The sequence below is a fragment of the Rugosimonospora africana genome (assembly GCF_016862975.1).
Classification (GTDB): domain Bacteria; phylum Actinomycetota; class Actinomycetes; order Mycobacteriales; family Micromonosporaceae; genus Rugosimonospora; species Rugosimonospora africana.
In genome coordinates this window covers 18,914-30,654 of the sequence record NZ_BONZ01000120.1, presented here as the reverse complement: position 1 = coordinate 30,654, position 11,741 = coordinate 18,914, and the positions used below count along the sequence as shown (strand labels likewise).

The window sequence follows — 11,741 nt, the reverse complement described above, 5'->3', positions numbered from 1 at the left end:
AAATGCGAACCCCGCAAGGGGAAAGAATCTGGGGTGATTCTTTTTCGTGTTCTTTTGTGTTTCCGTTTGCCTTACTCGTTTAGCTTATCCGACCGGACTTCGTACCGTCAAATCCATTTCCTCGGATCTTTCAGGTCCTTCATTCGGTCCTCACGACAACGTCCCGGTCGGAACCGGTATTTCATCGGGAGTTGCAGGCCGGCCGACCGTCCGCTTTCGCGTCCGTTTCGCGTCCGTTTCCCTGCGCCGGGGAAGAACTTTACATGCTTCCCCGGCGAGCGCCAAATCGAGGCGTTTCCGCTGGTCAGGGGCCTACTTCCAAGCCCGCCACGGTGCGCTTGCCCCGGCGGAGGACCAGCCAGCGGCCGTGCAACAGCTCGCTTGCGTCCACCACCGCGTCGGCGTCGGACACCCGCTGATTGTTGAGATACGCGCCGCCCTCACCGACTGTGCGACGCGCGTCACCCAGACTGGATGCCAAACCGGCGGTGCGGAACAGTTCCGCGACCGTGCCCAACCCCGGCACCTGAGCCAGACCCGCCTCGGACAGGGCCGCGCGCAGGGTCGCCGGGGTCAGTGACGACAGGTCTCCGCGCCCGAACAGCGCCTGGGACGCCCCGATCGCCTGGCGGGTCTCCTGCTCACCGTGGACCAGCGTGGTGACCTCCTCGGCCAACCTGCGCTGTCCGGCACGCGCGGACGGCCGCTCCACCGTCTCCTTCTCCAATGCGGTGATCTCTTCCCGGTCCAGGAAGGTGAACCGCCGCAGGAACGTCGGTACCAGCGCGTCCTCGATGTTGAACAGGAACTGGTAGAACGCGTACGGGCTGGTCATCTCCGGGTCCAGCCAGACGTTGCCACCCCCGGTGGACTTGCCGATCTTCTGCCCGTTGGAGTCGACCACCAGCGGCGTGGCCAGCAGGTGCACCGAAGCGCCCTCGATCCGGTGGATCAGGTCGGTGCCCGCGGTGAGGTTCCCCCACTGGTCGCTGCCGCCGGTCTGCAGCCGGCAGCCGTACCGCCGGAACAGCTCCAGGTAGTCCATGCCCTGCAGGATCTGGTAACTGAACTCGGTGTAGCTGATCCCGGCGTCGGAGTTGAGCCGGGCGCTGACCGCGTCCTTGGCGAGCATCTTGTTGACCCGGAAGTGCTTGCCGATGTCCCGCAGGAAGGACAGCGCGGACAACCCGTCGGTCCAGTCCAGGTTGTTGACCATGCGGGCGGCGTACTCGCCGGTGAAGTCCAGCAGCGGTTCGATCTGGAGCCGGATCCGTTCCACCCAGCTCTCCACCAGCTCGCGCGGCTGGAGGGTCCGCTCGGCCGTCTCGCGCGGGTCGCCGATCAGTCCGGTGGCTCCACCGACCAGGGCCAGCGGCCGGTGACCCGCGAGCTGCAGGCGACGCACCGTGAGGATCTGCGTCAGATGTCCGAAATGCAGGCTGGGCGCTGTGGGGTCGAAGCCGCAATACAAGGTCATCGGCCCGCGGGCCAGCTCCGCGGTGAGCGCCTCGATGTCGGTGGACAGCGCGATCAGGTCGCGCCACTGCAGATCGTCGATTACGTGCGTCACGCCATCATTGTTCCCCATCGGCCCAGCGCTTTTCCGACCAGACGACCTCCGGGCCCGACCGGACGGGTGGCCGGCGGCGAAAGCCCGCCGAGCCGGCGGCTGCGCGACGAATCCCGCTCAGCCGGCGGCTGCGGGGACGAAATCCCGGCGGGCGGGCCCGAGGGTGGGCGGACGGCCGGCGGGTTACACCAGCCGGCGTGCGACGGCCCAGTAGCCGCGCATGACCGCGTTGACGGCACCCAGCCCGACCGGCAGTGGGAAGAACACCTTGTCCACATCGGCCCGCAGCAGCTTCATCCACTCGCGGTCCGGCACCTGACCCTCGCCCCGCAGCTGCCGGCGGCGTGCCCGGACGTGGTCGCGGTTGCGCCACAGCCACGTCCAGCCGCGTACCTTCGCCCCACCCCAGCCCTGCGCCGTCGCCAGGGCGAGCATCACCGCCTCGAAGGCGAGCAGGGGTGGAGCCAGTACCGCCAGCGCACGGGGACCCCACAGCGTCAGTACCAGCATCAGGCGGTTGCGCTCGATCAGGTACTGCTTGAACGGGTTGCGGCTGAACTCGTAGCGGTGCGTGGCGATCGCGTCCGGCACGTACACGCAGCGCAGGCCGAGCCGCCAGGTGCGCAGCGACAGCTCGGTGTCCTCGCAGTAGGCGAAGTACTCCTCGTCGAAGCCGTCCAGCCGTTGCCAGTGCGCCCGCGTGGTCAGCTGGCAGGCGCCGGACGCGGCGGCGGTGTCGACCGGCGCCGCGTGCGTCTCCGGCTTGCCCAGCCCGCCGGCCCAGGACAAACCCAGCATGTGCACCGGATTGGCGCCGGCGTTGATGATCTCGACATTGTCGGCCATCCGGACACTCGCCACGGCCAGCCCGACCCCCGGGCCGTCGACCACGTCGACGAGCCGGTGCAGCGTGGTCGGCTCGACGAGCAGGTCGCCGTTGACCAGGGCGATGTAGTCACCGGTGGCGGACCTGGCGCCGAGGTTGCTGCCGCCCGCGAAGCCGAGGTTTCGTCCGGGGCGCACCAGCTTCACCGACGGGTGGTCGGCGAACTTCTCCAGCGTCTGTACCGAACTGCCCTCGGCGCCGTTGTCGACGATCACCACCTCGATCGCCACCCCGGTGGAGGCCAGCAACGCCTCGATACACCGGGTCAGCCACGGCTCTTCTTTCCAAGCCAGGACCACGGCACTGACGCTGGGCTCGACCATCGGGTCTCCTGCGATTCGGTGTCGGACTCGGTTACCTTACGGCATCCGGGCCGGCCCAAAATCCGACATGCCCAGACGTCCCGCCTGCGCCGAAACCCGGTGGATGTCCGGTACCGCCGGCAGCCCGACTGGTCTGGGTCGCCGCGCGGCGCCAGACGCGCCGAGCCAGACTGGTCGCCCGACTGGTCTGGTCAGATCGCCGACGCGCCGGACACCTTCCAGGTGCCGCCGACCCGCGCCATGGTCAGCACGACCCGGTTCTGGTCGACCTTCTCCCCGCTCACGTTCGTGTTGGTCCGGTACTGGTCGAGGTAGACCAGCAGCTCCACCTTGTCGCCGCTGGCGTCGATCACACCGGTCGAGGAGACCTTGGCCTGCACCACCGCCTGTTCCTTGGTCGCGGTCGACTTCAGGCTGGCGGTGGTCTGCGCGTACTCCTTGGCGAAGGAACCCGTCACGAACGCCTTCGCCTTGGTCACGCCCTGGTCGAAGGTGCGGTAGTCGTAGGAGAAGATGGCCTGCGCGGCCGGCGTGGCGGCGAGCTGCGCGGCGCGCCGGGCCTCCGCCTGCCCGCTGGCCTGGTCGGCCCGGTACCAGGCGAACCCGGCCGCGGCGCCGACCAGCACGACCGCGACGGCGAGGGCCAGGATGGTGCGCCGCAGGGGAAATGTTGGCATGACCGCTCCCATCAGCCGACGAACTGGAGTTGTGAGACCAGCCAGCGCCCGGACGCGCTGCGGCTGAGGTTGACCTGGATCCGGTAGTGCGACAGCCGGCCGTTGGGCGCGCCGCTGTTCTTCACCGTCTCGTCGATAGCGACGAGGACGACCGCGGAGTGCAGGTTGGCCGACACCACGGCGGCGCGCAGGATCTCGCCGTGCGAGTCCACCTTGTTCGCGACCACGGTGGCGCGTACCTGCGGGATGTCCTGGGTGAACTGGTCCTTGAACTGGCCGGTGGCGTCGTCGGAGATCCGCTTGAGGTCACGGTCCACGGTCGCGGCGCTGATCGACACGAAGTTCACGGTGGTCTGCCGGGCCGCGGCCAGGGCGCCGTCCCGGGCGTCCTCGAGCTGCCGCTGGTCGTACCAGCTGCGGGCCAGCAGGCCGGTGGCGACCAGGGCGGCGACCAGGAGCACGACCAGTCCCCCGGCCAGCAGCCGCCAGCGCGGCCCCGGTGGCTCGGCCGCGCTGACCCGGCGTGGTCCGGCGTCCTCGTCGCCGCCGGCACCGCTCGCCGCCTTGGCCGCGACGGCCTTCGCCCGGCTGGTCCCCGCGACGGCGGGACGGCTGCCGGTCGCCGACCCGGGCGCACCGCCCGGAACCGGCCGTACCCGGCGGTGCGGCCTCGGTCGCTGGCGGGGAATGGTCACGGTGGCCCGGCCGGAGGCGGTACGGGCGGGTTCATCCGGGTCGGCGTCGTCGTCCCGGGCGAGGTCGTCGTGCGTGTCGTCGTCGAGGTACGCGTCGGCACCGAGATTGTCTTCGTCGCCCACGTACGCGTCGGCGCCGACACTGCCGGATTGCCCCCACGGCGCCTTGAGGCCGCCGGTGTCGTCCCCGCCCACCCGCGAGCCCGAGCCGTCTGACGAGTCCCCGTCGCGCGGCGGGACCGCGTCGCTGGACACGTCGGTCGACCGGACCGCGTCGCCGGACGGGGCGACGTCGCCCCACATCGCCGAGCCGAACTCCTCACCGGCAAGGGCGGCGTCCGCACCCGAGGCGGGTGTCGGCCGTCCCCGACCCGGAGCCGGCCGGCCCCCCGCTGGACCTCTTCGTATCACGCGGCGCCGTACCACCCGGGGCACCGCCTCGCTCCGGCGTTCCTCGCGATCGATCATCGCGTCTCCTCTTTCCCAGTGCACCGATCGGCCCACGATCGGCCTTGCCTAACCGGCCAGCCCGGCCAGCAGCAGTTGCTTCCATGACTGGTTGCCCGCCAGCTGGTACTGGCCGCCGGTCCCGCCCAGTTGCAGCGGCAGCCCGTCCGGCCCGGTGACCAGGCCGGTCGCCGGGTCGTACCCGTTGACCGACGTCGCCTGCCCGGCCGCCGTGCTCGGTACCGTCGGGGGCGCCGCCGCCCCCGAGCCGCGCGCTTGCGACGGGATGCCTCCCCGCACCCCGTCACCGACCGGCGCGGGCGACGGATTCGGACCGGTCGGTCCGGGCGCCGACGTGGCGCCGCGCACTCCGGAGCCGTCCGCGCGCTCGGAGGCGGTGCAGTTGCTCTTGCCGGTCTTCGTGTACTGGCAGGCCGGCGGGTTGTTCAGGTTGACCACCAGGCCGAAGTGCGCGGTACCGTCGCCCGGCGCGACGGTGAACCCGCCGGCCACCGCGGCCGGGTACTCGACCAGGATCTGCTCGATGCCCGGCAGCCGGCGGGCGGCGATCCCGTTGACGGTGATCAGGTTGCCCAGCAGCGTGCCGATCGTCGGGTCCAGGTCGCGCAGCAGCCCGACCAACTGGATCGCCGCGGGCGGTTCGGAGGACAGCAGCCGGCGCAGGTCCTTGTCGGAGTTCTTCACCGTGCCGGTCAGCTCTGACAGCGACTTCGCCCACTGGTGGATCGCGTCGGCCGAGGCCGCCTGCGTGTCCAGGACGGTCTTGCCGTCCTGGATCAGGGTGAGCGTCTGCGGCAGGTCCTGGTTCGCGGTGGCCAGCAGTGAACTGGTCGCGTCGACGATCTGGCGCAGCGCGTTTTCGTTGCCCTCGAACGCGGTGCCCAGTTCGTCGATGAGCGTGGTGAGGTCGTCGCCGTTGACGGACCTCACCAGCCCGTCCAGGTTGGTCAGCAGGGTCTCGACCGGCAACGGGGTGCTGGTGCGGCTGACCGGAATCGTGTCGCCACCGCTCAGGTACGGGCCGGTGTCGGCGTCCGGGCGCAGGTCGATGTACTGCTCGCCGACGGCGGAGCGCTCGGTGGTTATCGCGTGCAGGTCGCTGGGGATGCGTACGCCGCCCTGGAGTTTCAGGTCGACCCGGACGCCGTCGCCGTGCAGCCGCACCGCGCCGACCCGCCCGACCGGGACGCCCCGGTAGGTGACCGCGGCGTTGGTGAAGATGCCTCCCGCCTGGGCGAAGTCCGCGTGCACCAGGTACTGGTCACCGAACAGCCGGTCGCCCAAACCCACGTAGCGCAGCCCCACGTAGGACACCCCGAGCAGGCTCACCACGAGGAACACGAACACCTGGAACTTCACGGTACGGGTAATCATGAGCCACATCCGAGGAGGATGCCGAGCAGGCCGCACTTGCCGCCCCCGGTCGGGGCGCCGGGCGTGCTCGGCGACGGCGTGGGGGTCGGCGACCCGGACGGACCGGTGAGCCCGGGCAGGTTCGGGAGCAGCGAGTTGCCGTGCTGGCTGGTCGCTCCCGAGCCCGTGGGCGTGCCGGAGGTGCCGGTGTCCGAAGGCCCGACGGTCAACAGGTTGGACAGGATCGACGCACCGTCGAGGTCGACGGTGGCGTGCAGGTTGACGAAGTCGCCCGAGATGGCTCCGGTGACGTTCGGCGGGAACGGGTAGGTGAGCAGGAAGTTCAGTGCCTTGGGCAGGTCGTCTCCGGCGCGTACCAGCTGGGTCAGGATCGGCTGCAGCGCCTTGAGACTGGCCAGCGTGTCGTCCCGGCTCTCGTTGACCACCCGGGTGCCCACGTCGGACAGCTTGCCCAGCGAGGTCAGCGCGGTGGTCAGCTGCTGGCGTTGCTGCGCCAGTACGGTCAGCCCGGGATCCAGCGCGTCGACGGCGGCACCGATGGTCTGCTTCTGCTTGGCCAACTGGTCGGAGAAGCTGTCCAGCGCGGTGATGGCCTTGGTGATGTTGGTGCGCTGGGCGTCCAGCCCGGCCAGGAACGTGTCCAGCTGGTTGAGCAGGTCCTTGACCGTCGCCTCGCGGCCGGACAGCGCGTTGGTCAGCTCCTCGTTGATCGTCTTGACCTGGGCCAGCCCGCCGCCGTTGAGCAGCAGGCCGAGCGCGCCGAGGACCTCCTCCACCTCCGCGGTGCGGCTGGTCCGGGAGACCGGAATCAGCGCACCGCCAGCGAGCCGGCCGGTGGGTTGCTCGCCGGTCGGCGCGGCCAGCTCGACGAACTTCTCGCCGAGCAGGCTGCTCTGCCGGATCATCGCGGTGGCGTTGGCGGGCAGTTGGACGTCGCGGTCGATTCTCATCCGTACCCGCGCGTCCCAGCCGGACAGGCTGATCTTCACGACGCTGCCGACGGTGACGTCGTTCACCTTGACCGCGGCCTGCGGCACCAGGTCCAGTACCTCGGTGAAGTCGGCACTGACCTGGTAGCTGGGGCCGGAGGGCGCACCGCCGGGCAGGGCGGTGCAGCCGGCCGCGGCGGTGAGCGCGCACACCGCGATCAGCGCGCCGGCCAGCCGGCGCCTCGCGGGCCCGGTCCGGGCGGCGGTGGCGGTGGGGGCGGTCATCCGAGCACCTTCAGGATTCCGCCGAGCGAGAGGTCCGGCGGCGTGACGTCTTCTGGCTGACCCGGCACACCCGGACTTCCGGTGGATCCGGAGCCGGGTGTGCCGGGCGCGCCGCCCGACGAGGAGGTAGAAGCGGGCGGCAATCCGAGGAGTTTGCGCAGCTGATCCGTCAGCGGCAGGTGCGCCGCCTTCAGGGTCTGGGCCAAAGCCACGCACTCCTGCGGAACCTTCTGCTGGGTGACCAACCCGACGACCAGCGAGCACACGTAGCTCGCCGGGTCGTAGGGGCCCAGCGCGTCGTCGCGGGTGTCCAGCGTGCCGGAAGTGCTGTTGTAGGCCAGGTTGAGGTTGGACAGCGCGGTCGGTGCCACGTTGAGCACGCTGATGATGGCCTGCTGCTGGCGCACCAGGATCCCGGAGATGTCGCTCAGCGCGTCCACGTTGGACACCAGCTGCGAGCGGTTGTCCTGGATGAACGTGGTGATGTCGGCGAGCGCCGTGGACAGGTTGCGCAGCAGGGTGGCCAGGTCGTCGCGCTCGCCGGCCAGTTGCTGCCCGACCGAGGCGAGCCGGGAGTTGAACAGCTGTACCTGCTGGTCACTCTGGGCCAGCGTGGTGACGAACTTCTGGAGGTTGGTGACGGTACCGAACAGGTCGCCCTTGCTGTTGTCCAATGTGGACAAGACCTTGGACAGGCCGTCCAGCGAGCTGCCGAGGTTGGCTCCGTTGCCGTCCAGGTTCGCCGCACCTGTGTCGATCAGGTTACTGAGGGCCCCGTTGGCGTTGGCGCCGTTGGGCCCGAGCGCCTCGTTGAACTGGTTGAGGGACTGGTACACGTCGTCGAGTTCCAGCGGCACCGACGTCCTCGACTGCGGCAGGTCCGCGCGGTCGGCCAGCAGGGCGCCGCCGTTGTAGGCCGGAGTCAGTTGGACGTACCGGTCGCTGACCACGCTGGGCGGCACGATCACGGCGTCGGCGTTCGACGGCACCTTATACCGCGCGTCGTAGCGCATGGTGACCCGTACCGTGGTCCCCTCCGGGTGCGCCGAGACGACCTCGCCCACCTTCACGCCGAGGATCCGCACGTCCGAGCCGGAATTGATCCCGACCGCGCTGGAGAAGTGCGCGACCAGCGTCCGGGTCGGGGTGCGGGTGCCGAGGATGATCAGACCGACGCCGACCGCCATGACCACGGTCAGGCCGGCGGCGACGAGAATCCGGCTCGGGCGCATCACTTGCCTCCCAGCGACGGCGTGTACGGCTGCAACAGGCCGTTGAGCCAGGAATCGAACCAGCGCCCGTTGCCCAGGACGTTGGTGAACGCGTCGATGAACGGTGCCATGTTCTTCAACGTGTCTGACAGCTTGCCGCTGTCGGCCTGCAGGGTCGCCAGTACCTGGCGCAGTTGGCTCAGCGCGGGCGCCAGTTTGGTGCGATTGTCGGCCACCAGCCCGGAAATCTGGGTGGCCAGCTCGTTCGTGGTCACCAGCAGGTCGTGGATCGCGTCCCGGCGCTGGCTCACCTCCTGCAGCAGGAGGTTGCCGTCGCGTACCAGGGCGCGCAGCTGGTCGTCGCGCTGCGCCAGCACGCTGGTCACCCCGTTGGCGTGGCCGAGCAGGGTACGCAGCTGGTCGTCGCGCGAGGAGATGGACTGGGTGAGCCGGGACAGCCCGGACAGCGAGGTCTGCACGTCGGCCGGGGTGTCGGCGAAGGTCTGCGACAGCGCGGTGAACGCCTGGGCCAGCTGGTCGGTGTCGATCTGCTGCAGGGTGCCGGCCAACCCGTTGACCGCCTGGACGACATCGAACGGCGAGGCGGTGTGGTTCAACGGAATCTGCGCACCGGCCTTCAGCCGCTTGGTGCCCGCCGGCGCCAGGGCGAGGAACTTCTGGCCCAGTACCGTCTTGATCTGGATGGTGGCCTCGGTGTCGGTACCGAGGTGCAGGTCGTCCTCGTCGACCCGGAACTGCACCCGGACATAGGCCCCGCCCGGGCCCTGCGCCAGGCCGATCGATGACACCTTGCCGACCTTCACCCCGGCGACCCGCACCTCGTTGCCCGGCGCCAGTCCGCTGGCGTCGCGGAACGCGGCCCGGTACGTGGTGCCGCCGCCGATCACCGGCAGGTCCTCGGCGTGGAACGCGGCGAACACCAGACCGGCCAGCACAACCAGCCCGATCGCGCCGATGACGATCGGATTGCGTTCGCGGAAGGGCTTCACTTCGACCCTCCACTCTTGCAGGAAGCCGCCGTGGAGTTGAACGTCACGGGATTCACCGCGCGGAGGCCGGGAAGCGCGACCCGGCCGTCGAAGTCACACATGTAGAAGTTGAACCAGGATCCGTAGGAGGCGGTACGGGTCAACGCCTGGTACTCGCCGGGCAGGTTGGTCAGCGTGCTGTTGATGACGTCGGTGTTGTCGTTGAGGATGGTGGCCAGCGAGCCGAGGCCGGACACGTCGGCGGACAGGCTCGGCCGGGCGTCCTTGAGCAACGATCCGGTGGCGCTGGTCAACCCGTCGATGTTGGTGATCGCCTGACCGATCGCGGTGCGGTCGGCGGCCAGCCCGGAGACGAACTGCTGCAACTGCGAGATGGTGTCGGACAGCTCGTCCTGTCGACTGTCCAGTGTGGACAGCACGGTATTGAGGTTGCTGATCACCTTGTTGATGACGGTGTCCTGGTCGGCGAGGGTGCTGATCAGCGAGGCGCTGTGCTGCACCAGGCCGGAGACCGTGCCGCTCTCCCCCTGCAGTACCTGGATGATCTCGTACGCCAGGGAGTTGACGTCCTTCGGGTTCAGCGCGGTGAACAGCGGCTGGAAACCGTTGAACAGCACGGTGAGGTTGAGCGCCGGAGTGGTCTGGGACAGCGGGATCAGACCGTTTTCCCGCAGCCGTGCGCCGTTGCCCGGCCCTTCGGTGAGCTCGACGTACCGCTGGCCGATCAGGTTGCGGTACCGGACGGTGGCGTGCACGGTCGTGGGCAGCGGTACCGGCTGCTGCATCTTGAACGTCAGCTGCGCCACCGAGTTGTTCACCAGGCCCACCTTGGTGACCTGGCCGACCTTGACCCCGGCGATGCGGATGTCGTCGCCCGGCAGCACGCCGGTGACGTCGGTGAACCGGGCCCGGTAGGTGGTTCCGCCGCCGAGCGCGAGCGACCCCAGGGTGCTCGCGAGCACTCCGGTCACCGCCAGCGTGACGGCCGCGAAGATGATCAGCTTGACCAGCGGCGCGGCGACTTTCCGACTCTGAATGGCGCTCATCCGGCGTTCACCACCGATCCGCGCAGCAGCGGACCCCACAGCAGATCGGCGACCGGCGGCACCCGGTCCGGCGAGGTACCGGTCGTCGCCGCCACCAGCGGCTTGATCAGTGACTGCTCCTCCGGCGTCCCGGCGTAGCCCATCGGGGCCAGGTTGAGGCTCACCGGCAGCTTCGCCGCCGCCCGCGAGGTGCCGTAGTCGTACCCGTTGTCGATCCGTACCTGGGGTGCGGGCACCGGCGGGTCCGGCAGGCCGCGACAGTCCGGCCCGTCGTCCGCGCCGTAGACCGGGGCGTCCTTGCCCGACAGGTACTTCCCGTTGTTCCGGGTGACTTCCAGCGTGATGTGCATCTGGCCGCCGGTGAACACCTTCTCGACGTCCGGTTGCAGCTTCACCGCGCCCTGCAGCAGGCACGGGTACTCCGGCGAGTAGGTGGCCAGCAACTCCAGCAGCGGCGCGCTGACCTGACCGATCTGGATGATCCGGTCGCCATAGCTGTCCAGGAACGACTGTGACGTGGTGGCCAGGTCGGTGGCGTCGTCGAGGAACGCGGCCACCTGCTCGCGCTGCTGGCTGATCGTGTTCGCGGTGACCGTCACGTTCTTCAGGATGCTCATCAGGTCGGGCAGGGAGCCGTTGTACGTGGACAACACGGTGCTCAGCCGTTTGATGTCGGTCTGCAGGGTGGGCAACTGCCCGTTGATCGCGGTCAGGTACCGGTCCAGATCGGTCAGATCCTGGCCGATCTCGTCGCCCTTGCCCTGCAACGCGGTCGCGATGGCGCCGAGGGTGGCGGCCAGCTTGTCGGGCTGGATCGCCTGCAGCAGCGGCAGCGTGTCGTCGAGCACCTTCTCCAGCTCGATCGCCGAGCTGGACCGGTCCTGCCCGATGACCGCGCCGGCGCGCAGCGAACGCGTCGAGGGCTTCGACGGCTCGGCCAGCGACACGTAGCGCTCGCCGAACAGCGTGGCGGGCAGCAGTTCCACGCTGACGTTGCCCGGAATCTGGTGCAGGGTCGAGGGGTCCAGCGCCAGGCGCAGGGTCGCCGCGGTGCCGTTGGCGGTGATGCTGCGCACCTCACCGATCCGTACTCCGCGCATCTTCACGTCCGCGCCCTGCGACAGCTGCAGACCGGTGTGGTCGGTGTGCACGGTCACCCAGGCGACCGGGGTGAACGCCTTGCGGTACACCAGTACCGACAGCGTGAGCGCTCCGACGAGCAACAGGACGAAGGCCAGTCCCAGGACGCGGTGACGGTGAAGCATCC

At 69.5% G+C, this 11,741-nt stretch carries 10 protein-coding genes; all 10 read right to left on the bottom strand.

Annotated elements, in window-relative coordinates:
- Positions 1–304: 304 nt before the first annotated feature.
- Positions 305–1,588, bottom strand: a complete 1,284-nt coding sequence (tyrS, locus tag Raf01_RS46725; protein WP_203924633.1) for a tyrosine--tRNA ligase — start codon at positions 1,586–1,588, stop codon at positions 305–307.
- A 165-nt stretch (positions 1,589–1,753) separates the two neighbouring features.
- The gene (locus Raf01_RS46720) at positions 1,754–2,779 is read right to left on the bottom strand and encodes a glycosyltransferase family 2 protein (RefSeq protein ID WP_203924632.1); all 1,026 of its coding nucleotides are present in this window, start codon (positions 2,777–2,779) and stop codon (positions 1,754–1,756) included.
- 191 nt (positions 2,780–2,970) lie between these two features.
- Positions 2,971–3,456 (bottom strand): hypothetical protein, encoded by a 486-nt coding sequence (locus Raf01_RS46715; RefSeq protein ID WP_203924631.1) that lies wholly within the window; start codon positions 3,454–3,456, stop codon positions 2,971–2,973.
- Between the two features lie 11 nt (positions 3,457–3,467).
- Positions 3,468–4,619, bottom strand: coding sequence for an Rv1363c family protein (locus Raf01_RS46710; RefSeq protein WP_203924630.1), 1,152 nt, complete (start codon positions 4,617–4,619; stop codon positions 3,468–3,470).
- A gap of 48 nt (positions 4,620–4,667) precedes the next feature.
- Positions 4,668–6,002 carry an MCE family protein gene (locus Raf01_RS46705; RefSeq protein WP_203924629.1) on the bottom strand — a complete coding sequence of 445 codons (1,335 nt, stop codon included), beginning with the start codon at positions 6,000–6,002 and terminating at the stop codon, positions 4,668–4,670.
- Positions 5,990–7,207 (bottom strand): MCE family protein, encoded by a 1,218-nt coding sequence (locus Raf01_RS46700; protein WP_203924628.1) that lies wholly within the window; start codon positions 7,205–7,207, stop codon positions 5,990–5,992. Before Raf01_RS46700 ends, Raf01_RS46705 begins: the two co-directional genes overlap by 13 nt.
- A complete protein-coding gene (locus tag Raf01_RS46695) occupies positions 7,204–8,439 on the bottom strand; it encodes an MCE family protein (protein WP_203924627.1) in 1,236 nt (411 codons plus the stop codon). The genes Raf01_RS46700 and Raf01_RS46695 overlap by 4 nt, the downstream gene beginning before the upstream one ends.
- On the bottom strand, positions 8,439–9,428 hold the full coding sequence (locus Raf01_RS46690) for an MCE family protein (RefSeq protein ID WP_239134533.1): 990 nt from the start codon (positions 9,426–9,428) through the stop codon (positions 8,439–8,441). Before Raf01_RS46690 ends, Raf01_RS46695 begins: the two co-directional genes overlap by 1 nt.
- Positions 9,425–10,474 (bottom strand): MCE family protein, encoded by a 1,050-nt coding sequence (locus Raf01_RS46685; RefSeq protein WP_203924626.1) that lies wholly within the window; start codon positions 10,472–10,474, stop codon positions 9,425–9,427. Before Raf01_RS46685 ends, Raf01_RS46690 begins: the two co-directional genes overlap by 4 nt.
- Positions 10,471–11,739 (bottom strand): MCE family protein, encoded by a 1,269-nt coding sequence (locus Raf01_RS46680; protein WP_203924625.1) that lies wholly within the window; start codon positions 11,737–11,739, stop codon positions 10,471–10,473. The genes Raf01_RS46685 and Raf01_RS46680 overlap by 4 nt, the downstream gene beginning before the upstream one ends.
- Positions 11,740–11,741 lie beyond the last annotated feature (2 nt).